This is a genomic window from Paenibacillus sp. BGI2013, from assembly GCF_002843485.1.
In the GTDB taxonomy this organism is placed as follows: domain Bacteria; phylum Bacillota; class Bacilli; order Paenibacillales; family Paenibacillaceae; genus Paenibacillus; species Paenibacillus amylolyticus.
In genome coordinates, this window is record NZ_PJFA01000001.1 from 213,298 (window position 1) to 237,088 (window position 23,791).

20 protein-coding genes are annotated in these 23,791 nt (G+C 40.5%); 18 read left to right on the top strand and 2 right to left on the bottom strand.

Annotated elements, in window-relative coordinates:
* Positions 1-91: 91 nt before the first annotated feature.
* The 15 genes from CXK86_RS00960 to CXK86_RS01035 all read left to right on the top strand — a co-directional run bounded on the left by CXK86_RS00960 (position 92) and on the right by CXK86_RS01035 (position 18,718).
* Positions 92-2,812 (top strand): RNA dependent RNA polymerase, encoded by a 2,721-nt coding sequence (locus tag CXK86_RS00960; protein ID WP_101313311.1) that lies wholly within the window; start codon positions 92-94, stop codon positions 2,810-2,812.
* On the top strand, positions 2,809-3,567 hold the full coding sequence (locus CXK86_RS00965) for a hypothetical protein (RefSeq protein WP_036669874.1): 759 nt from the start codon (positions 2,809-2,811) through the stop codon (positions 3,565-3,567). The genes CXK86_RS00960 and CXK86_RS00965 overlap by 4 nt, the downstream gene beginning before the upstream one ends.
* A 146-nt stretch (positions 3,568-3,713) precedes the next feature.
* Positions 3,714-4,475, top strand: a complete 762-nt coding sequence (locus CXK86_RS00970; RefSeq protein WP_101313312.1) for a hypothetical protein — start codon at positions 3,714-3,716, stop codon at positions 4,473-4,475.
* An 18-nt stretch (positions 4,476-4,493) separates the two neighbouring features.
* Positions 4,494-5,036: a hypothetical protein gene (locus tag CXK86_RS00975; RefSeq protein WP_101313313.1), complete on the top strand. Its 543-nt coding sequence runs from the start codon at positions 4,494-4,496 to the stop codon at positions 5,034-5,036.
* A gap of 65 nt (positions 5,037-5,101) precedes the next feature.
* Positions 5,102-5,722 carry a hypothetical protein gene (locus CXK86_RS00980; protein ID WP_101313314.1) on the top strand — a complete coding sequence of 207 codons (621 nt, stop codon included), beginning with the start codon at positions 5,102-5,104 and terminating at the stop codon, positions 5,720-5,722.
* Positions 5,723-5,755: 33 nt separating this feature from the next.
* Positions 5,756-6,328 (top strand): hypothetical protein, encoded by a 573-nt coding sequence (locus CXK86_RS00985; RefSeq protein WP_101313315.1) that lies wholly within the window; start codon positions 5,756-5,758, stop codon positions 6,326-6,328.
* 4 nt (positions 6,329-6,332) lie between these two features.
* A complete protein-coding gene (locus CXK86_RS00990) occupies positions 6,333-7,451 on the top strand; it encodes a discoidin domain-containing protein (RefSeq protein WP_101313316.1) in 1,119 nt (372 codons plus the stop codon).
* A gap of 2 nt (positions 7,452-7,453) precedes the next feature.
* Positions 7,454-9,715, top strand: coding sequence for a hypothetical protein (locus CXK86_RS00995; RefSeq protein WP_101313317.1), 2,262 nt, complete (start codon positions 7,454-7,456; stop codon positions 9,713-9,715).
* Between the two features lie 64 nt (positions 9,716-9,779).
* On the top strand, positions 9,780-10,904 hold the full coding sequence (locus CXK86_RS01000) for a discoidin domain-containing protein (protein ID WP_101313318.1): 1,125 nt from the start codon (positions 9,780-9,782) through the stop codon (positions 10,902-10,904).
* Between the two features lie 58 nt (positions 10,905-10,962).
* Positions 10,963-12,201 carry an SPRY domain-containing protein gene (locus tag CXK86_RS01005; protein ID WP_180361703.1) on the top strand — a complete coding sequence of 413 codons (1,239 nt, stop codon included), beginning with the start codon at positions 10,963-10,965 and terminating at the stop codon, positions 12,199-12,201.
* 484 nt (positions 12,202-12,685) lie between these two features.
* The gene (locus CXK86_RS01010) at positions 12,686-14,281 is read left to right on the top strand and encodes a hypothetical protein (RefSeq protein ID WP_180361704.1); all 1,596 of its coding nucleotides are present in this window, start codon (positions 12,686-12,688) and stop codon (positions 14,279-14,281) included.
* A 23-nt stretch (positions 14,282-14,304) separates the two neighbouring features.
* Positions 14,305-16,251 (top strand): CBM96 family carbohydrate-binding protein, encoded by a 1,947-nt coding sequence (locus tag CXK86_RS01015; protein WP_180361705.1) that lies wholly within the window; start codon positions 14,305-14,307, stop codon positions 16,249-16,251.
* A gap of 138 nt (positions 16,252-16,389) precedes the next feature.
* Positions 16,390-16,659 carry a hypothetical protein gene (locus CXK86_RS01020; RefSeq protein WP_180361706.1) on the top strand — a complete coding sequence of 90 codons (270 nt, stop codon included), beginning with the start codon at positions 16,390-16,392 and terminating at the stop codon, positions 16,657-16,659.
* A 627-nt stretch (positions 16,660-17,286) separates the two neighbouring features.
* A complete protein-coding gene (locus CXK86_RS01030) occupies positions 17,287-18,048 on the top strand; it encodes a hypothetical protein (protein ID WP_101313324.1) in 762 nt (253 codons plus the stop codon).
* Between the two features lie 367 nt (positions 18,049-18,415).
* Entirely contained in the window at positions 18,416-18,718 is a 303-nt protein-coding gene (locus CXK86_RS01035; protein WP_017689545.1) for a YunC family protein, read from the top strand.
* Positions 18,719-18,846: 128 nt separating this feature from the next.
* Here the strand turns inward: CXK86_RS01035 and mtnA are convergent, their stop codons facing one another.
* Positions 18,847-19,920, bottom strand: coding sequence for an S-methyl-5-thioribose-1-phosphate isomerase (mtnA, locus tag CXK86_RS01040; protein WP_101313325.1), 1,074 nt, complete (start codon positions 19,918-19,920; stop codon positions 18,847-18,849).
* Positions 19,921-19,943: 23 nt separating this feature from the next.
* Complete coding sequence (mtnK, locus tag CXK86_RS01045) at positions 19,944-21,161, bottom strand: S-methyl-5-thioribose kinase (RefSeq protein WP_180361720.1); 1,218 nt, start codon at positions 21,159-21,161, stop codon at positions 19,944-19,946.
* A gap of 296 nt (positions 21,162-21,457) precedes the next feature.
* On the opposite strand from mtnK, the gene CXK86_RS01050 reads away from it, so the two are divergent.
* The 3 genes from CXK86_RS01050 (at position 21,458) to sufC (ending at position 23,780) form a co-directional block, all read left to right on the top strand.
* A complete protein-coding gene (locus CXK86_RS01050) occupies positions 21,458-21,919 on the top strand; it encodes a Dps family protein (RefSeq protein WP_017689542.1) in 462 nt (153 codons plus the stop codon).
* 124 nt (positions 21,920-22,043) lie between these two features.
* The gene (locus CXK86_RS01055) at positions 22,044-22,619 is read left to right on the top strand and encodes a DUF1802 family protein (protein ID WP_017689541.1); all 576 of its coding nucleotides are present in this window, start codon (positions 22,044-22,046) and stop codon (positions 22,617-22,619) included.
* 378 nt (positions 22,620-22,997) lie between these two features.
* On the top strand, positions 22,998-23,780 hold the full coding sequence (gene sufC / locus CXK86_RS01060; protein ID WP_036609931.1) for a Fe-S cluster assembly ATPase SufC: 783 nt from the start codon (positions 22,998-23,000) through the stop codon (positions 23,778-23,780).
* Positions 23,781-23,791 lie beyond the last annotated feature (11 nt).

Below are 23,791 nucleotides of genomic sequence, written 5' to 3' on the forward strand. Positions count from 1 at the left end.
TCCCCTGATCGTCCTGTTTGCCTGCGCCAGTCGTGCGGGTCTACTCTATAATTTATTTAATCAGGACAGGAAGCAACAGGGGGAATCGGGAATGGGCAATGCATATCAGGATCGATTGAGATACGTTTATAAAATTACATCTTCCAGAATTAGAAAAGCGGATTATGATCTGCATCTTACTTATCAAGAAGCGACAGTAAATGGAGAAGTGGCATCTATTGGAAACCATCAGGTGTTTCGTTTTATCGATCGTATTCGAGGCTACAAAGAGAGGGAACAAGATCTGGCTAGAATCAAGCTGGAAATAGAGCGATTAAAAGCCTTGAAAACCAATGCTGAACATAAAAGAACAATGAAGAAATTGCATGAAGAACTGAAAAACCTGAAATTTGCCGATGATTACTTGCTGGTGGTCATTGAAAATAATAAAGACTATGATCGGCTGAATTCATCGAAAACCTTCTCTGTTAACGGCAAGAAATACAAGCGTCTACTGGCTACGACAGGTGGAGCCAAAAGTTCGACGGTCATCTATGTGAGTAAGGATATTCATCCGCTGTTGGAGAAAAGATTGAATAACGGCAGAGATCCCAATAAAGAGCTGGTTCCTGCCAAACTGGAGGCATATAAGGCCTTGGCTTGCAGTACAAGCACGCCTGTGTCACATCCCGAGCGGGTATTGGTTGTTCATGATTGTATAACTGAATTTGGCGCAGACATAATTCAGATTGATGATACCGAGACAGAATACCCTCGCATAGAGAGTAAGAAAAATGAGCCTATTCAGATGAACATGAGTGATGGGTTCGGTCTTATCTCTCCTGCACTTAGTGAACGATGGGCAACCGAGCTGGGACATGCATATATCCCGAGTGGCTTCTGTATCCGTAATAGCTTCTGTAAAGGTATGGTCTTTACATTTGATTATCACGAATTTGCAGATCGAGTTGCAGGCAATGATATGGTGGACGATGCCTGGGGTAATCCTGTGGATATTCGAGAGGTAGACCTGATCATCACAACGTCCATGCTCAAACTATGGAGCTCATACAACAGTATCGACGATTACCTGTTATGTTGCGGTTATTATGGCTACACGTTCAGCGTAACGAAGGTTACACCCGAAGAACTGGAGGATGAGCGTCATTTAAATTACCAGTTTATTCAGTCACTCCAATTGGATGATAACGAGATTGGTGAACTTATTCGTCCCACAGTAGACTCGATTAAAGATGTGCTAGGTGAAGACTATCGCAAGGCACTGTTATTTCTCAAAGGAATTCACATCCATGAGAACGATTATAGAAATAGTCCAGATGATTATATCAAAGGGCTGATGGTAGACCCGCGACTTATAGATGATCCTTTTGTGCGCAACAAAATTCATACCTTAATACGTAAACGAATGAATGAAGCCAAGATCGGAGTTCTAAGAGTGAAAGGCAATTTCAGCATTATATCTGGCGATCCCTATACATTGTGTCAGAGCATATTTGGCTTGCCTTTAACAGGATTGCTGAGTTCAGGTGAGTTCTACTCCAGCTATTGGAATGAACGCCATGTGGACCGTGTAGCTTGCTTCAGAGCTCCGATGACTTGTCATAACAATATCAAGGTGCTTCGTTTTCAAAATACAGATGAGATGCAGCATTGGTATCGCTATATGAACACGGTCACGATCTTGAATTCATGGGATACGACGACACATTCCTTAAATGGTGCAGATATGGATAGTGATCAGGTCTTAACTACAGATAACCACACGATTCTTGGGGCAATACAGGAGCTTGATGCGATTGTATGTGTACAGAAAACCTCAGCCCATAAAATTCCGGATGAAAAGGATCTGATTCAGGCTAACAAAGACAGCTTTGGTGATCTGATCGGTTTTACAACGAACAAAATCACGTCGATGTTTGATGTATTAGCCAATTATGAGGAGCATAGTGCAGAATATCTGGAAATGATGTACCGAATTCAATGTGGTCAGCATTATCAACAAAATGCCATTGATCAGGCTAAAGGTATTGAATGCAAAAAAATGCCGAAGCACTGGTATGATATTCGCGCTGCGGTAACGGACGAGTCTGCCTTGAAAATGGTAGCAAACAAGAAGCCATATTTTTTCATATACAATGACCCGGAACAGAAAAAAGAATATGCCACCTATGTAGAAAAAACGAGTCAGAAGTGCTTGCAGTTATTTGGCATGACTGTGGATGAGTTGTATTTGAAGAAGGAGCTATCTCCGGATCAGGAACAGTTCCTGGCACAGTATGAACAGAGAATGCCTGTATCCACGGCACCATCTGTGATGAACCGGTTATGCCATCAAGTGGAAGATGAGTTCAACAAGTTAAAGCTAAAACAGTCCGAGAGTCCATTTGATCATACGATACTGATGAGTACCAAAAAATACTCACAAGCTCGTTACAAAGAGATTCAACGTTTATATCAGATGCATAACGAAGAGCTACGTAGCTATATGACTAACTTGCGCAAGAGTAAGGTGAAAAAGGAAGAAAGATCTGCCCGATGGCAGTTGTTTGTTTCACGCTTTAAGGAGCAGGCGCTGGAGATCTGTAATAACGAAGAAGATCTGTGCAATATGATTGTGGACATGTGTTATCGAAATGCGGAGAAATCAAAGCAATTTGTATGGGATGTGTCAGGAGATCAGATTATTCGCAATCTATTGCTCAGCAATGATCACATCATCCATTATCCGGTTAGAGAGCCGGACGGCGATATTGAGTATGCCGGAAGAACCTTTAAAATGACCCAAATGTATGTGAAGGAGCAGCGCCCTTGAAAATCATTCTGAATGAACGTCATCATGCCGAGCAAGCAATTGCACATGGGAAAATGGATAAGAAGCCAACCAAAACGTTGATTTGTTTAGCTAAATACGGGCTTCAACAAGGGAAGAACGCCGAAGATGCATATGCGTTGTTAAATCAGTTTATGACCAAGTATTATCCAGACTACAATGCTGTCCAGTGGGATACATTTCTCAATCGTATCATTAAGCAGTCTCAGAAGTATATCAAGATAAGGGAGGAGGCAAGCAAGAGCACGTTAATCGAGATTGATCATGTACCTGTAACGCACGAAGAACTTCAAAAGATCAAACAACTTAAAAGTAAACGACTCGAGAAATTGGCCTTTGTTTTACTGGTCTACAGCAAGATTAATAATCGAATCAATGAAAATGATACGTACTGGATTAATAATGAATGGAAAGAAATCTACGGTGATAGTCAAATGGCCGTAAGCAAAAAAGATCAGGGGTTATTGGTGCACAAACTTATTCAGTTAGGGTATCTCAAAGAAAGTCAACGTGTCGATTCAACTAACGTACAGGTTTTGTTCGCTGCGGAGCATGGTGAGGTTGCCTTCCAGTTAGTTCGCTTCGATGATTTTGTGTTGGAGTATTCTCGCTGGAAAGGAGAAAACATCAAAAATTGTACCGTATGCGGAAAACGAATGCTTGCAAAATCGAATCGAATGAAATACTGCAAGGAGTGCAAAAAAGCTGGCATTAGTCCAATTAGAAAACTTCTCTAAAGCCAGACACAGCAATGCTTTGCATGGTTGTTCAAGAATTTCTTTAATGATAAGCCAGAGACAGGTTTCCTAGTTATGGGGGAGGTATCAACTTGGAAACAGTCTTATAAAGAAAATATGCTACATAACGCTTAGGTAGGTGAATTATGTCAAATGGGATAACTTTAGCACATGTAGAGTCTTTAATTAGAGAAGCGGTGAAACATAGCGGTCCCGGGCAGCCAGGAGATCCTGGCGAAACTGAACTCGCTATCAAGCGGGCACTGGAGGCTGCTGGCGAAGCCTTACAGGCTGCCGGAAAAGCAAAAGAGGCTTATCAGACGACTCGACTTGTGTACCAGAGTCCGGTTGTTGATTTTGAGGAGTTAAGTATGCAATACCCTTCTCCTGAAATAGGCTGGACGGTGCAGACGTATAAGGATGGTAAAAGATATCGTTTTGATGGACAGACATGGGTAGAGATTGATGTATTTGGTCAAAACCTTCAGGTGGTTAATTCCGATATGGATGGGCTCATGAGTACAGCTGAACACCTGAAATTAAATGAGATTCCGTTGGAAGTACAGGATCGGGTTATAGTCTTTTGCAAAGAATCACGGGTGTACCCGGAAGTACTGGGGATTTTAGCCCCCTTTCCATTCGATGGCGAGATTTTACATGTAAAGGGCTACTGTGGAGTTTCTGGAGATACCGCGACTGGAATAAGAATTGAACGATCCAAGGATCTCATTCACTGGCAGGATGTGATGGGGAGTCCACTGAAATTTGAAGCATTTCAACATCAAGATGATGGTGAGGCTACATTTGAGGTGAGAAAAGTGGAGGCTGGAGATATCTTCAGAATCAACATCATCGAAGCCGGTTCAAACATTCAACATCTTACGATTCAATTAACGATCAGAACATAAAAAAGGAGATGGATTATAATGACACAACCAATTATTTCATGGATGGATGCTACACATAGTAATGAGATTATTACCCCTTTTGACTACAAGGTTATTGATGCGGATAGCAAAAGTGATATTTTTATTTTCAATGTATGGAACAATAAAAATGGTGCTTCGGACGTATCTAAAATGGAAGATTGCACGATTACAACGCGAGATATGACTGGTGGTACTGGTGACACGGAGGCTCATGATGTAGAAGTGGTGAAGAATAACTGGTTCCACGTTCAGGTTGATTCCTTGGGGGAGACAGACCTGGAAGAAGAAAGTTCACGTATTGGTAAGGATTTTTCCAAACCCATCGGAACAACAGGCAAGACAATCAAAGATCATACGGGAACCGCTTATGCAACACCATTTGCACCGGGACCGAAAGAAATCCTGGGGGTTAGTAACAATGGAAATCCTCAAGATGCGGCAGGTAACTATGTGACCCTATCCATACAATGTGTAGTACCGCTGAATGCAAAAAGTGGCAAGCAACAGTTCAAGAAACGTATCTCCTATCGTTACGTGTAAAAAAGAAATAATCATGTGGACAGGCTATTGCAGCCTGTCCTTTTTATTAAAAGGGGGGAAGTCCTGTGATTCTAGGTAATACACAATTTACGCGCTCACCTGTATCTCAAGCTTATGTATGGATTGCTGATTACTATGATGGTACTTATTTAAGCGAATTCGATTTGCAGACACAACAATCAAACAGTTTTTATAAAATTAACAAGGAAAAGTTGGTCTCTTTTGGATTGATCGGGCAAGGATCTCACGTGTATCACAACGTTGCCAACGGTGTATTTCATATTAATGCGGATCGGTACTCTATATCATACGTATGTGAAGAACAAGAATACCCGCTAACGGGTAGGACCTTTCTATACAGTGACATCATTCAATTCAAGAATGTTTCTTCAGATGTGAATATGAGTGGACATTCAGGTAATGGGAGTTCGGGGGCTTTCCATAATACGATTGAATGTTTTAACTTCGGTTACAAAAAAATGATGAATTTGAACGATGTGCAGATTAACTTTCAATGTGTGTGTTCCCTGCCGTTGAAAGAAACTGCGTTTCTCCAAATTAAAATCACCTCAGATCAGGACCTGCCTGGGCAATTAGTTATTCGTAAAAATGGCTTTGTCATAGATCAAATCGTTGCCCCTCTGAAGGCAAATCATGCAGGAATCATAAACTGGGACATTCGTTGAGTTGGATTTTGAGATGAGATAGGTGGTGAAAGTATGGCGATTCAAGAAATAGCACTGGATATAGATCTATCCATAGGTGTTTTTCAAGATATGATATTTCAGGATCAGAAATTGAAATTAAGAGAGTTGAGCCAGGATGCGGATGGGAATTCAATCTATCCAGCTAATGGATCTTGGGAGTCCACTCCCATCCGGATTCAGGATAAGATCGCATCATTTAAAGGTGTGGCTGCAAAGGTAGATGTAGTAGGGGGAGCATCATACAAGATCTATTGGAGTACATCTGAGGATGGCTTTGAGTGGGGGGCGTATGAGGAAATTCTAGCAGATGTGACTGCTCCTAAGTCTCCTGCAAAGTATATGAAGGTGAAAATTGAGATTTTTGCAGAAAAGAAATATTCGAATTTCTACATAGACGATTTTAATGAGGATGGGAAATACAACAATTCCTTTGTCGAAAGTGATTCGGGTTCACTAGGCTTAAAGAAAATATATCAATTGAACATGGAACGAGCATCGGACACTCCAACAGGGATAGTGCTACGTCAGAAGGTTGAAAATACGAAATTTCAAAAAGTAGATGGAATCAGAGTAAGTAAGGGGTGATTTTATGACAGCTCCAGCGACTACAGGGCAGTTGAGAACAAATATAGGAGATATGGAGATTGGCGATTATATTTCATGTAGTGCTATACGTTTAGGAACAATAAGCGCATCAACAGCATTTTATGATCTTGGTTATCCCAATTCAAATGAAGTAGCTTTGACTGGATTTGATGCAACCACTCAACAAACTGGAGTTTTTTATCTTGTCAAAGTTAATAAAGGCATTCTTGTGGCTGACCGAGTTGTTTTTAATATGGTAAGTTGGGATTTGCTTAATGCAAGAGGGCTGATAGAAGGTTATGCGAATTGGAATCCATTCGTTTTAACTCCAAAGATGACTAGCAATATTGCTCCTCATGGGGAAGCAAGTGCAAGTTCAGAAATAAGTACAAGGCAAGCTTACCAAGCTTTTGACAAAGTATATACTGGAAATAAATTTTGGCAAGCAAATGCAGCTACAGGGTGGATTCAATATAAATTTTTAGAAGGAAAAAGAGTGTCTAAGTATAGTTTGACTGGAATTGATACAGGACAATTCTCTTTACAAATCAATCCTAAAGATTGGACGCTTGAAGGTTCAAATGATGGTTCTAATTGGACAGTGTTGGATACAAGAGTTGACGAAAGTTTTACAACATTAGAGAAAAAAATATGCACCTTTAATAACACCGAAAAATTTACTCACTACCGTTTAAATATAACCAAGAATAATGGTATGGCTGGCTATGTTGCTCTAACTGAATTAGAGTTGATGGATAATATTGTTGGAACATTTCGAAGTCTTACAGGTGGAATTGCTTTTGCTGATTCGGATGGTAAAAAGTCTGCTTCAAAAACAGATTTGAATTTTGGCGCTTGGCCTAAAATCAACGAATGGGACAAGTACATTGTTAATTTCCCTATGGGTAAAATTCAAGCTGGCAAAACTCTAGACGATGTTTTTCACTGGAAAAACGTTTATTCATTTACACAGGACACTCCAGAGTTAAATATATCTTTCAGTGTTTCTAATTACAGAATGCCAAGAGGATCGACTACACCTCAAGGTACCTTAATATTACCTGCGGCATCAATCCATACAATATATGGGTATCGTCCTGTATTTGAATATAAGGAGGTGTAATGATGGCAACTGTAGGACAGCAATTACCAAAGCCCCAAACAGGATGGAAAAGATCCAATGCAATTTCCTCAGCAATTTCTTATGTAGGAACTTGGGAGAGATTTGAAACAACTATAGGCTCCTATCAGTTTACTGATAATGTTGGTATGTTCTCTATCACAGCAAACAATACAATGAAATTTAACTTTACTGGTAAAAAACTTATTTTGAAAGCATATGGAAATAATGATACAAGTGGATTTGTACTAATACTTGATGGAGTGAATCAGGGGAACATTAAGACTGCTTACGGAACTCCATCTACTGTGGTCGTTTATGAAAAAGACGATTTGGAAGATCGTGAACATAGCGTTGAAATAAAAGTCTTACCCTATACATCCGTTTCAGGGGCAACTAGGACAAGACTTTTGTTTGACTCCATTGATATTGATCAAGATAGGGATCTTGGATTGGTAAGACCAGTGGTAGGATCTCGATTAACAGCGCCAGAATCAGGATGGAAGAGATATGATGACAATATTTCCTCAATTAAATATGTTGGAAGTTTCACTAACGGTGCTGGTACAGGTGCATACAACGGGTACTCTAATTACACATCAATGATAGGCGACAAAATTGTCTTTGATTTTGAAGGAACTAAGCTAAGAATTATTGGAGCACGTTATACCAATCGAAGTGATTTAATTGATATTTACGTTGATGGAAAGTTGCATGGAACTCATTCACAACTAGGTTCGGAGCTTGCACAAGTACTTCAGGTTGAAATTGTTGGATTACCCGAAGCAAGACATCGAGTAGAAATGGTTAATAAATCCAGTCGATCAACGACAACTTTTATGGCTCTTGATGCAATCGACATCGATTCCGATGGTCGTTTATTTCATCCAGATGAAGTAGAAGATGTCTCTAAGCTCACTATTGGCAAGCGAATCAGGTGTAATTATGCTGTGACTTCAAACGGTGGAGAAGGTGTGTTCAGTGGTCTTGGGAAAGAAACAGACGACTTCATTATAACTTCTCCTACTGTCCCTGCAATCAATAAAGGTGACTTTTACTTTATTATGGCAGATGAATTCAACAACAAGAATATTCTGATTGCGGATAGACACATCCAAAGCTTTGTTTCGTGGGATCAATTAAATAGTTATGGTAGAGTTTTCGGTATTCCAGTTGATATGGGCATGGTAGAATTTAATTTCGTTGCACGTCTTTTGACAGGTAGTATAACATCTAATGATGATTATAGTGAATGGTATAAATACATTGTAACATCTACGTTAAATAACACTATTTCGCCAGGAGATAATAGTGTTTGGAATTGGAACAGTAGTAGTGCGTATAGTTGGACAACAACAACTGCATCAGCCAATTCAACTTATAGGGCAAGGAAAGGTTTAAGTGCAGTCAATGCGTTCAATGCTCCTGCTAGTAGTAATGCAACTTCAAACACTGGATATAGACCTTTGTTTGAAGTTGAAGTGCTTCCAATGAACAGATCATTTATTAATCATAAAGGGGCGTATAAAAGGTTTTACGCTGGAACTCCTGAAATATCTGAAACGCATGCCACCACGGATAGTATTCCACCAATGATATCAAAATCTTCTCCTTCTGGATTCGCGAGTGCAAGCGCGTATTTTAGTACATATGACGCTTGGCAAGCTTTTAGCGATACACCTTCGGGTAACATGGCGTGGATATGTACTGCAAGGACCGGTTGGATCTGCTATAGATTTGATATACCAAAAGTCATAACAAAATATACTATATTACCACCTTCAGATAATACGTCTGTCCTAACAAGAAGTCCAAAAGATTGGATTATAGAAGGTAGTAATGATAGCACAAACGGTTCTGATGGAACGTGGGTTACAATTGACACTGTAATAGGTGTTACAGGTTGGGAAATGAATAAGAAGAAAAAGTTCACCTGCTCCAATATTAACAGTTATCTTTCCTATCGCATAAGAATTACATTAAATAGTGGAGACACCTCATACGTTTCAATTTGGCAGATCGAATTGATGGAAAGAATAACTGCTGTTCCTGCAATTCCTTCAATGTGGAATACAATTTCCGAAACTCTACCATCAGTAGACACATTTATTAATGACGGAATGGATGATCTATCTGTTGTAGATAGAAAAAACGAAAATTTCGTTCAGATTATGACTGTAAAGGGATCACTAGGATCAGGTAAGTTTTTCAAAGGAAGAATCGAACTGAAAAAATATTATGAAGTAACAAGTGTAAATGTGAAGTAGAGTAAAATGCTCTACTTCTTTTTGTTTATAGAACAATAATTTTAATTAGAAAGGGGATGGTTAAATGGCAGTTGGGGATGTATTGGCTAATCCAGCTACAGGATTCTTGCGTATTGATGAACGTGACACAAACATTACTTATTTTAATATAGGTACACAATCAACCAATTCAAATAACCATGGAGGAACCTATTCAACAATTCAAACTAATACAGAAATTAGATTTAATTTTGTAGGAAGTTCTCTCAAATTAATTGGTGGATTAATAGGAAGCGCACTTTCTTTTAAAGTTTTTATTGACTCAGAACAAGATGGAAAAACATATACATGTCCAGTTAATAACAATAATAAGGTAGTATATTTTGAGATTGATGGACTCAGGGAAAGTGAGCACTCTATCATACTCAAGGATTTTAATGTAACTTTTAGAATAGATGCAGTTGACATACTTACGGGTGAAAGTTTAATGCCGTATAGAATAACAATTCAAAATAAATTATTACTTTCATCAGGTGATAAGTTTTATTCTCTATTAAATGATGGCATTCAAGAAACGACCTCTATACCTAAAATGACGAGTAATACAACTCCAGAAGGCGAGGTGCTTGTCAGTAACACGCCTTCTGGAAATATGACTTGGGGGTGGGAAGCATTCGATGGTAATAAAAGTTCGAATTGGGGTGGTAACACTCTCCCAGGTTCATTGCCAAGATGGTTAGGTTATAAATTTACAAAACCAAAAGTGATAGCAAAGTACAAGCTTTATGTTACAAGTGCAACATATTATCCTCGCAACTATGAATTCCAAGGAAGTAATGATGGTGTTAACTATGACACTCTTCATTCAATTGTTGGAGGAACTAGTGGTGTATTAGATTATGTTATTCCGAATAGAAAATCTTATACTCATTATAGACTCTATATAACTTCATTAAGCTCAGGTGTAACTTTACCAGCTATATATGAACTTGAAATGTTCGAAATAAAACCATCTTATCTAGTTCAAATGGAATCCGCAACCGAATCGGATTTTCTGGATCGAGGTGTTGGAGATATAAACTATTTCAATCAAATTTTAGAAACAAAGAAAAATTTAATAAAAGGAAATACTGTGCTTGGATCAGGAAAAACCTTTGAACACATAATTGATATGTCAAAACGCCGAGTAGATAAAATTACCCTCGGTTAATCGAGAACACCTTTATAAGATGTGTTCTATTTATTTTTGGGAAGGAGATGCTCCGTTTATGGAAACAATCCCAGTTACATTAAACCCAAACGATATGGGTTCAGGGTTCACTTTTTCTAATGGTAACCTTACCGTAGTCACCTCAACTGATTATCGTGCTATTCGTGCTACACACGGTAAGTCAAATGGAAAATGGTATTGGGAGGTTAAATATGATGCTGGAGTAAAAAACGTTCATATTGGAGTATCCAACAAATCATTCTTTTTAACAGGGAATATTGTTGCAGATAGCTCAATGTGGAGAACTTATTATGGTAATAGCGGGAACAAGTATCCGGAAAATACAGCATACAGTACAGTCTGGGATATTGGGACAGTTGTGGGTGTCGCACTTGATCTTGACAATGGAACATTAGAGTTTTTTAAGAATGGTGTTAGTATGGGCATTAGTCACACTAATGTAAAGGAATTAGGAGAAGTTTATCCTACTCTAGGCTCATTTAGTTCAAACAGTAAAACAGTCACAATTAACTTTGGTGTAAGACCCTTTGTACATAATGTTCCTTCTGGATTTAAAGCTTACAACTTAGTGTACTCTAATAAAATTTTATTTTCATCAGAAGACAAGCACTATAGCATTACAAATAAATACAAAGATAATGCTATTCCTGCAATGACATCTAACACTACTCCATCAGGTGTTGTTGATGCAAGTTCGACTTACACAACATTTTATCCATGGAGAGCATTTGATAGAATTGTTGATCCAAATGGATGGGTTGCAGCTAGTGGAATTTTGGTCGGATGGTTAAGCTATGAGTTTCCGCAGGCCAAATTAATAACTGCGTATTCTATTAAGTCTGGAACAACCCCAGTCAACAGACCTCCAAAAACCTGGACATTTGAGGGATGGGAAGGAACGAAATGGATTATCCTTGACACCAGAATAAATGAGCCTAACTTTACTGTAGAAGAGTTCCGTCTCTACGGGTTTAAGAATAAAGTTGGGTTCAAGAAATATAGAATTAATGTTACTGCCAACCAAGGCGCTGGAGACTTCTTGGCGATTGGTGATTTTGGCATGTATGAATCCGAAAGGTACATAACTTCCGTGGAATGTTCGGAAGTAAGTATTCTAGAACATGGGATGAACAAAGGAATGATTATTGATTTGGAGGATGAATTCAGCGAAAGAAGGTCATTGGTTAAAGATAGTGAAAAAATCGGTTCAGGAAAAGTCTTCAAACAAAAGATTAATACTAACAAAGTATCAATCAAAAAAGCATCAATTATTTAAATCAGTTAGATGAAATTGTTTAATTTACATTTAGAAAGGAGATGGGATTATGGCAAAGCTTGTGAATATCGTACCACCTATGACATCGTATACTTCACCTTCAGGGGTAGTAAGCTACAATGGTCAAAATGGTGCATATCACGCTTATAAAGCCTTTGATAGAAGTCAAGGTACGTTCTACGGAACCTATCGTGTCACTAATACATGGGTTTCTTACAGGTTTCCAACCTCTATAAAATTGGCAGGGTACTCGATATATTGCTTGGAAAACAACTCGCCACCTCGATCTTGGGTTCTGGAAGCAAGTAATGATGCAGTTACATGGGATCTAATTGACACAAGAAATGATTATGTAGTCGCATCATGGACAAACAATAGAAAAGTCACTTTCAATATCGCTCCCACTAAAGCCTATCTCAACTATAGAGTACGGGTAACAAGAAATAACACCTCTGAAGTAATCAATATCCATGAGATTGAATTTATGGATTGGGTCTATGACAATAAGTATTTAGTGCAAAATAGCTCAACCTATAAGTATTACGCAAGTGGGCAATGGCAAGTGATTTCAGGTTCACCCACCGAGCAGGACTATTTAAACTATGGTATGGACGACATCTCCATCATACCTGAATCCGCATGGTCACAACTTCAAGGTGAAGTAGAACTATGTTACTACACGGACGACCCAACCAAAACAGAAGCATCTTTCAATATCGAAACTGAACCCTTCACCCTAGCGGAAGAATGGGAAGACAAAGAGATCAAAATCATTGAATACACTGACGACCCGAATCAAACCGAATCAACGATTACAATCGAAACCGAGCCTTTTACAATATACGATGAGTTGGGTGATAGTGTAGACGTTCTATACTACACAGATGATCCATCCAAAACATCAGCGGAACTGAATATTACGGCTAACTACTCCCCATTGGATGAACTTGAGGGAGATTTTGACGTAGTTACGTGGACGAATGATGAAGAGGTAATCGCCGGAAATCGGGACATGATGCTGACGTATAACGCGCTACCGTTTGAACAATTAATTGTTCAACCAACAGACATAGCGCTCTTTGGAGATGTCAAAAAAGTTATTGCTACAAAAGTAACGGAGAACAGTCCGGAAGGTATACTAAGAATGGCTGCTTCATTCGACTCAGGGCTCACATGGAAGACATACCGTTTCAACAAGTGGCTCGATATGGATATCCAGAATACAACCCTATTCAAAAGAAAAGGAATGAATCTGGACACACTCAACGCCATCCCTGAAAAGGATCTAATTGATTTAACACGAATCGCCTATTACTTCGATAGCAGTAAGCATTATGAAAACAGCTACTTGCTTGACGAAGTGAAGATGGTCGTTGATGCACCGCGACATGCAGTGGAGTTTAGAGATATGTCACTACAACTGTTAAACACCACAGCCACAATCGACCTGACCTTCTCTGGTAACAAACTTACAGGTGTGCTTGATGATGCAGATCAGGGCAAGGTTAAATACCGCGTCTTGTTGAACGGTAAAACGTATTATCCGGCGGATGGCAATTTTACACGACTAGCAGCATCTCCATTCAATATTGAACTCAATATTGACGAGAGAAATGTTAATTTTGGCGTAGAGAATACATTGAAGGTTGAATTTCAGGATTATTGGGGTGCCGTAGACTCACGGGAAATCAAGTTTATCGGATCGTATTCAGGATTAATGTTTATGGATGAGTCTGGAGATTTTCTTTCAGATACCTTTGGTGGTATTTTGAAAAAACTTGATTATGGGGTGATCATTGCCGGACAGACGACGTTAACAAAGAAAGTCAGAATCAAAAACTTGCTTGGTTATGCTGTGGATCATGTTTACCTGGAGATGGATAAGAAATTCGAAACGGATGGTGTTGAAGTCCAATTATCCAGACAGGCCGACCCGTTTCTTCCGATCGATTATCTGACCTATGGTCTGATTCAACCGGAGGATAGCATCGATTTTTATATTCGTATCGCAACGGATATTCATGCCAAGCCGAATCCTAATGGCAATTTTGAAATGAAGGTCACAGCAGACCGGGTGTAGCTCTCAATACAATGAGACAGGAAGTGAGTGGAATTAATAACGGGGAGACTCTATTAGATAGTTATATACATATTAAAAGTCCGGAAAATCGTTTTACAGCAAAGTATATTCTGTACAATCAGGTGGATGAAGAACTGTCTTCAACCCTAATAGCTGCTACAAGAAAAGTGTCCGAGATCGTCTCTAGTGTATCCGTACGTGTCAGACGGTCACAGGAATTGAGCAATTCGCTATCGGTGATGTACAGGTCGCAAGGAGATCTGGGCGCAACCATTCAAGCGGCATCCAAAGTTGATCTTGAAGGCATGTTGTACGTTCGCCCACATAACCGTGCACACGGCAAATATGAATTACTGGAAGCACCGCGTGTAACTGTTAATCTTAAGCCTGTTGCTGATGCGACCACACGAAGCCAAACTCACCTGCAGACGCTCAACTTTGGTGATACACAGCGTATGATGATCGGTAGAGACGAGATAGAGCAATTCGAATCGTTTATACATTTCGGTGATTTGGATACTAGAATACCTGATCTGTTATATCTGGAAGACGCTAAATTGAGGTTATATTACACAGGAACCCTGGCACCTGGAGCACACATTGAGTTGCATCAGCCGGATACGTTGTGGCGTGAGTACGGGATTACGTATGCGAACAGACCTCAGTCCATTCAGCTCTTATCGTCCAGTTATATCCTGGATACGACTGAACGTTATGTTGAGTTTGATATGATGGCATTGCTTCGAATGTGGAGAGAAGGTATTCTTTCGAATGTTGGAATGATTATTCAGTCTAGCGGTAACACGCCGATCTATTTCAACACTCGCGAGTCTTCCAAACCACCTGTTTTGCAGATTAAATATATCACTTCTAAAGTCTATTCCATCGGTCGAACCGAAATTGAAAGTGAAGTTTTTATTTATGGTGTAGGTCGCAAGGATATAGCTTCAACGTTAGTTGTACACAGTGATATTGGGCTGGACTGGCTCAAATCTCAGTTGTACGTCCATCGTTATCAGGATCATATGCATCATGATATACCTCAAGTAATCGCGGTCAGCCGTCCGGACGTGGATGTAGATCTGATAGTAGCTAAACGTATAGATGCAGAACTGGATTCGAACATTTCTATTGCTGAAAGTAGGACAGAAGAGAAGGAAACATGGGTTTCTATTTCTAAGCCCGAGCTTCATTCGCAGTTCATTACTGCTATACGAACAACTAAGGATACAGACGGTAATCTTGCCGTTAGAACAGGTCTGGACGACGAAAAAACTGTAGAAATCGCAGTGTCTCATCCTGACTTACCTTCAGTTATTACGGTAGATAGACAAATGTCTCTAGTCAGTACGTTAACGATATCACAGCTGCTCGATGATGGACGGGATACGAGTTTAATTGTATCCGTACCAGATCTTCATGCTTCATTGGAAGTCTCCAATTATATAAAAGCAACTTCAACGTTGGGGTCTTTGCTTACGGTCATGTACGACGGTGATTCGACTGTGATTTCGGAGATTACGGTTAATAAGCCTGATCTGAATAGTGTTCTTCAAGTCAGAGCATTAGATCATGATGAGAGGGCAGGCAGTCTTGAGATTCCTTATTTGGAAGAACAGCTTGGGCAATTATATATCTCCAGACCTGATGTGCTTTCCAGCATTGAGGTCAAGTATATGGATGTTTTGGATGGCCACATTAGTATTAAGGAAAGAGAATACTTGGATGGCTATCTTCAGGTGCGAGAGTGGAAGGATATTCAGTCTACGGTAGATGTGAGACAGATTGTGGATATGGCTACTGAAGTGACAATTTCCAAGCCTGATCTGGCCGCGTATGTCTTACCAAGAGTTATTGCGAATGTAGAGTTAGATTCGATCACAAGTATCCGTAAACGGGATGCCGGTGATTTAGTGACCACAGTAATTGTGAAGAGTCCAGGAAATCAAGCGTATTTTTACATTTTATAAAATGAGTACATCATCAAAGAGGGCGTTGGCCCTCTTTTTTTTTACGTTTAGGCTCATGTCCATCCCTAAGCATCTGTACTTTATTGTGTAACAGTCGTCTTCTCGTTATGATACAATGTGTTCATCACACATTAAGGAATGAAGACCATGCATCAAGGGGACAGTGTATTTGAACAGATTATGAAGCAGAAAAGATTGAAGCCTATCAAGCCTGAAACTACAAAAGTTCTAGTTAAACCAATACATAAAAAGAAACTAGCTCAGGAGCAATTAAGTGATATGGATGTCCAGTTCAAAAAGTCGGTAGCTGAATCAATAGACCGCAGTGTACTGCATAGACGTGTACTGGGAATTAGAAGAGAGTTAACGGAGATAAGACGATTAAAGAATGATGAGCATACGTTTTAAGGTAGGCCCAATTTGGCTCACTTTAGACGACGCTTTAATCCGTTTTCATATGGTGTGAATTCCATTTATAGTCTATTTTAACCAGTTAAATTTATGATAGCAAAGACGTAGAAAAAGATATAGACGCCGATGTGGTTGCTTTTGAATCTAATTGGGTGAGGGTCAAAAATAACCATCTCCACCTCCTGAAACAGAGATTGATGATAGGTGGTGATTATATACTTGCGCCCTCTGTTTTTTATTTTCTTGCGATATATTGATGTATTGATTATTTCTAATAGCTTTATCTGAAAGTGGAGAGGAACGAACAACAGGTTCTCTATTGCTACTACAGTCTTTTTTCGGTGATTTCTTTTGTTGTTTTCTACATCCATAACCATGTTTAGGATTTGTCTTTTTGTTCGTACTTAAAGTTGTTAGAGGAGAGTCTACCTGAATCTTATAATAATAGTTATATGATTCAAAAGAGATAGACGTAAAGAAACAAATAGATTTAAAATGAAAGTCTGTTTGTATACTGATATTTAAGGCCTATTTCAAGCAGGATGAAATGGCAATTATTTAAAGACATTAGTCATTATTTACTATATAATTAGCAATGTAAATAGTACATTAGGAGGTAGTATTTTGAAGTTGTTAAGAATTTTAGCTTGGTTATTCGTTCCTTTCATTATGATTTTTGTCTCATGGAAGAAGCTTGGCAAGGTTGCGAAAATCGGCGGTGCTATATGGGCTGGCTTTATATTATTGATAATTGTGATACCAACTGAGGAAAAGCCAAACGTGACAGCAACCGTAGAAACAGATGCAGTGGCCTCACAGGAAAAAGCACCAAAAGTGGAAAAGGCAGTTGCTGTGGTTGATACAAAAACCGAGAAAAAAGATGATCAAAAGGCTAAAGAAGAGGCTAAGCTGAAAAACGAAACTGACGCTGCAGCTAAAAAAGCCAATCAAAAAGAAGTATTAGCATTTGAAAAATCTGTTTATGCATTAGAAGAGACTATGTCTCCAATTATGAATACATATCAAGAAGCTATGACAGGCTTAGGAAATGGTACGGTTGACATCTATACTGTCTATGAAGCAACAGAAAATGCACAGAAGGCCGCCAAACACTTGCAGAGCAAATTCTATAATTTAGATGTTCCAGAAAATCTCCCTAAAGATGTGAAACAAATGTTGAATGCAACGGCCTCGAACTTGAGTACAGCCTATTATTCTAAAGGTAAAGCATTCGATGCAGTTCTTGAGTTCTTGGACGATCAGAAGCCCAGTCATATGTCCAAATTTAAAGAAGAAATCTCTATGGCAGATTCATTTGTTATGAAGGGTATTTTGAAATTAATGGAAGCGAAAACTGCTGTTGGATTAGAGGTAGATTCAAAATAGGTTAATATTAGAATAAAAATGAGATGCCCGTTATAGGGCATTTTTTCATTTTTAAAAGATTAATTTTAACAGTAACTAAGCAGTCCTAATAGATCTCTTTTTTTATTTTATGAGAAATTAAAAAGAAGTCCAGTTCGTACTATATCGCATTTTTTGTCCTGTTAAAAAGCTGCCTCATTTCTGAGGTGGCTTTTCATATTCCAATGAAAGTGTATATCTATATCTAAGTCTGCGAGGAGAATTACCAACAGTATATTTGAACTGTAAGTACCTACATTTTCTCAAACACGGCTGGTGTCCACACGACAATCCAGAATGAGGCATACAATTATCGTGACCTGTGGAAGAGGAGGTGGATCGGGAAATTATGGTGACGATGGAGCCCATTGTAGTTGGAGAGCATGTATTGGTAGGGGTAGAAGTCAAGCTGCCCAAAACAACGTTGTTGACTATTAACACATCCAAAGGATATATCATGTGCGGAGCACTCGACGTGGGATTACTTAATGAGAAGCTCGGGGATCGCAAAATTATTGCGGCTCGGGCGGTTGGTGTGCGTACACTGGAGCAATTGTTGCATGCACCTATGGAGTCGGTGACAACAGAAGCCGAGGCCATGGGCATTACGGTTGGCATGACGGGTGTAGAGGCTTTGTTGAAAATGATCTAATCACGAAAAAGAAGGGCTCCCCATATGGGAAGCCCTTCTTTAGCGTCTTAGCGTCCTAATACAGAGCCGGGCACATCAGTAGCCAATGGCTCTATACACGATTTTTTTTCTTAAATACTCTCATTAAATTAAGCTTCTTCCTTCGCGAACAAGGCAGCCAGATTTTCTTGGAAAGGTGCGCGAACAACACCTTTTTCCGTGATAATAGCTGTTACATATTCGTTAGGCGTTACATCAAATGCTGGATTGTATACTTTAACACCTTTCGGTGCTGTACGTTTACCAAATCCTTCAGTGACTTCTTCCGCAGCGCGTTCTTCAATCGGAATGAGGTCCCCGGATGGAGTGGACAAGTCGATAGTCGACAATGGGCTGGCTACATAGAACGGAATATTGTGAGCTTTGGCAAGCACAGCCACGCTGTATGTTCCGATTTTGTTTGCTACGTCACCATTCGCTGCAACACGATCCGTTCCGACGATTACAGCTTGAATCCAGCCTTTGGACATCACCATGCCTGCCATGTTATCACAGAGCAGCGTAACGTCAATGCCGGCTTGCTGTAACTCAAATGCAGTCAGGCGTGCACCTTGAAGTACGGGACGAGTTTCGTCTGCAAATACCTTCAGGTGAATGCCACGTTCCTGTGCGAGATACATTGGAGCAGTTGCCGTACCATATTTCGCAGTAGCCAGTCCACCTGCATTACAGTGAGTGAGTACACCCATACCATCTTCGAACAATGGCAGTGCATTCTCACCGATCATGCGGCATACTTCTTCGTCTTCTTTCTGAATCAACAGAGCTTCTACTTCAAGAGCATCATTGCCCTCATCCAGGCTCAGGCCGGATTCAACGACCTCATTTGCTTTTTGCATCATGCGATCCAGTGCCCAGAAAAGGTTCACCGCTGTTGGTCGGGAAGTAGCCAGATGAGCACATATGGATTTTACGTGATCCAACCAACCTTGAACGGTTGTTCCGTCATATGATTTGGCACCCAATACAACACCAAATGCAGCAGCAATACCAATCGCCGGAGCACCGCGCACTTTCATGGAGTGGATGGATTCCCATACTTCCTCGGGTGTATACAATTTCAACATGAGGATCGTTTCGGGCAGCAGACGCTGGTCAAGCATTTCAAGCTTGTCCTTTTTCCAGATGAGAGAGGACAGAGGCTGATATTCAGGGGTTGTCATGGGTGGTTCCTCCGTTCCTTATGTTAAACCTTAGTAGTAGTAACAGCTGTGGATACAATATCCAGTACTTCGCCGATGGTATTCAAGCGACGATTGTTCTTGATCAATGCTTTACCAATGGCCAATGATTTACGCTGAGCATGTTCACGTTCAGTCGCATTTGGAATGGTATCTATATCCGCCACGTGAGCGAGTCCCACGATACGACGAACCATTTTGGCACCTGCGAAGCCAATGGAATCTCTGAACAATTGTTGCACATATAGATCCTGATACCCTGGCGTTTTTGCCATCGGATCAACGAGGTCATTAACCCAGAGGGCACGGAAACGAGATTCGAATTCAGTCCATACATCACGAACCATATTCAGCAAAAGCGTCTCACGCTCACGCAAAGCAGTCTCATCCTGAATCCATCCTGGCAGGGATGCGTAATTCAAGAGCAGGTTCGCAAGGACTGCACCGACATCAAATCCCATGGGGCCGTAATATGCAAATTCGGGATCGATGACCTTGGTTGATTCAGGTGTAACAAAAATACTGCCTGTATGCAGATCTGCATGAAGCAATGCCTGCCCATGTGTTAGGAATTTTTCCCGCAGTAAGGCCACTTCAAGGTGAAGTTCTCCATCTGTGCGGAGGGCTTCAGCCTCGTCCTCAATGGAAACATCATAATTATTTTTCTCAGCGATCCGGTAGGGTTCATCAAAGATCAGATCCTCCGTTATTTTGCATTGGTCCGGATTAATGAATCTGCCCTGTTGTTCCTTCTTCAATTGCTGATCCATGCCCAAGTCGGATGTGAAAAACAGCGTTCTTGCCATGAATTCCCCAATATGCTGTGCAAAAAGAGGATAGGAAACACCTTCGATCAGGCCTTTGCGCATGATCACATGATCACTCAGATCTTCCATAACCGTTAACGCGAGGTCATCATCGTAATGATACACTTCGGGTACCATCCCTGGACACAGACGATACTCTTCCTGAAGAATCTCACGTTCAATTCGGGCACGTACCAGAGAGAGCGGCCATGATTCACCAACCACTTTCGCATAAGGAAGCGCTTGTTTGATAATGATACTTTTATCGGAGTTCTGATCCGTGATGTGGAATACCAAATTCAGATTGCCATCGCCGATCTCGTGACAATCCAGATTTGCATCTGCCGCAAATGGACCCGGTAATGTTTTGGCCAGTTCAATTGCATCCTGGGGGGTAAACGGGCGATATTGGGACAAAGGTGCCACCTCCATATATATGAAGAAACAGGAAAACCCACTTCTTTGCTTGGTATATGTCAGTATATCGGAAATAGCGCGGTTTTTGAACTTTTTTTTGAGACAAGTCAAGTCGATCCTGATTCGAACTTCCGGTTCAAGGGTAAAAACAAATAGGCCGGACGGTTGAGAGAAACGCCGTTAACAAGCCTCTCCACTACATGTGGTGACACATTATTAACTCTCTGTTATGTATTGCGGGACAACCTGCTTATCATGGCATGACAGACTAATTTTAAATAAAGGATGGGATTAATATGGCTACAAAAAACAAAACAGATCAAGCAAAATCGGTGGAACAAGTACTTAATCGTCAGGTAGCTAACCTGAACGTATTGTATGTTAAAATCCATAACTATCACTGGTACGTTAAAGGACCTAACTTCTTCACGTTGCATGTGAAATTCGAAGAGTTCTACAACGAAGTTACAGTACAAATGGATGAAATTGCAGAGCGTATCCTTACGCTGAAAGGTAGCCCGGCGGCTACAATGAAAGAGTATTTGGAGCTTTCCTCTATCCAGGAAGCAGCAGGCGGAGAAGACGCAAAAACAATGGTGCAAAACCTGATCGAGGACTTCGCTACACTTTCGAATGAATATCAGGAAGGTATCGAAGTTGCAGATGCAGCTGAAGATCAACCAACATCCGATATGCTGACAGGTTTCAAGGCTGACCTGGAGAAACACATGTGGATGCTTCGCTCTTTCCTGGGTTAATATAGGTAAGATTTTGCCTAATACAAATGGTCTCTTACGTAAGCTTTCTGAGCCCGGATCATGTTGTCAGAAACGCCCTGAGCGTCTATACTGCTGACAAGAACGATAGGGGAGGGGACCGCTTATGTTAGAACCAACGATACCGGCTTTAAAAGAATGGGCTTCTGCAATCAAAGCACTGGAAACGGGTCGCCAGATTATGGTGATGCGCAAAGGCGGGATTGTAGAGGAAACCCGACATTTTGAGCTGAAAAGTCCAGCGTTTTATCTGTATCCGACTTATGAACATCAGCGTAAAGAACTGATTAAGTCCTCGGATCAATCCTATGTTGAAGAATCACTGGCCGAATGGGTGCCCGAAGCTTCGACAATCCGTATTACTGCATATGCCGAAGTAACGCAGGATCTGGAGATACGAGATCAGGAGATGCTGGATCGACTTCTTGACTTTCATATGTGGACAGCGGATTTTGCCGAAGACCGTTTGAAATGGAAACGTAAAGATCCGCTCCATGTATTGATTTTACGTGTGTACCTTTTGAAAGAACCGATGGAAATCCCCGTACTGCCTGAATATAATGGTTGCCGTTCATGGATTTCTATTCCGAATGGTCCGGTGCCGCGCGAAATGACGCCGGTGGTGGACGTTGCGGATTTTGACGAACAGGTACAGAAGATTAACGAGATGCTCAAATTGTAAATGGTAACGTTATTTAACGGAGGGACTTGTCCATAATATGGATGAGTCCTTTTTTTAGATTAGTGTACAGCAGATGACATAAAAGCTTGAATTGCTGTGATTTTTCTCACTGTGCATTTGTGCTTAAGATGTTTTCTGATTTGATTCAATTTGTCTTTTACTATAGAATCAGAAAGAATAAGGTTTCATGCAATGGACAAAGGTTCTTAGGAAATGACTTGATTATCATTGAGAATCAGTTTAGAATTATTCTAAAGTGTTCTTGCTTTAAGAATCGAGTACAGGAGAAATTCAGGGGAAGCCCTGTTCAGATATAATAGGCGCTTTTTCGTTTTCGACAACTAACATCAATTTAATCAATGGAGGGAAACAATACACATGGCTACGAATTTCGTCATTGAAGGTCTGAAAGCGACGATCGAAGGTAAGGAAATCCTGAAAGGCATCAACCTGGAAATGAAAGGTGGAGAAATCCACGCAATCATGGGGCCAAACGGAACAGGTAAATCCACTCTGGCTTCTGCATTGATGGGTCACCCTAAATATGAAGTAACAGACGGTAAAATTACACTTGATGGTGAAGATGTATTGGATATGGCTGTAGATGAGCGCGCACGTGCAGGTCTCTTCCTGGCTATGCAATACCCAAGTGAAATTGCAGGTGTTACAAACTCCGACTTCTTGCGTAGTGCAATTAACGCACGTCGTGGCGAAGGTAACGAGATCTCCCTGATCAAGTTCATTCGTCAAATGGAAGGTAAAATGAAAGAACTCGACATGAACCCTGAGTTTGCTCACCGTTACCTGAATGAAGGTTTCTCCGGTGGTGAGAAAAAACGTAACGAGATTCTGCAAATGATGCTGCTTGATCCGAAAATCGTAGTACTTGATGAAATTGACTCCGGTCTGGACATCGATGCTTTGAAAATCGTGGCTGACGGTGTGAACGCTATGAAGAGCGAAGACCGTGGCTTCCTGATCATCACTCACTACCAACGTCTGTTGAACTACATTACGCCTGACTATGTTCACGTAATGATGCAAGGTCGTATCGTGAAATCCGGCGGACCTGAATTGGCTCACCGTTTGGAAGCGGAAGGGTATGACTGGGTAAAGGCAGAGCTGGGAATTACAGACGAAACTGTAGGCCAAGAAGCGTAAAGACAAAACGG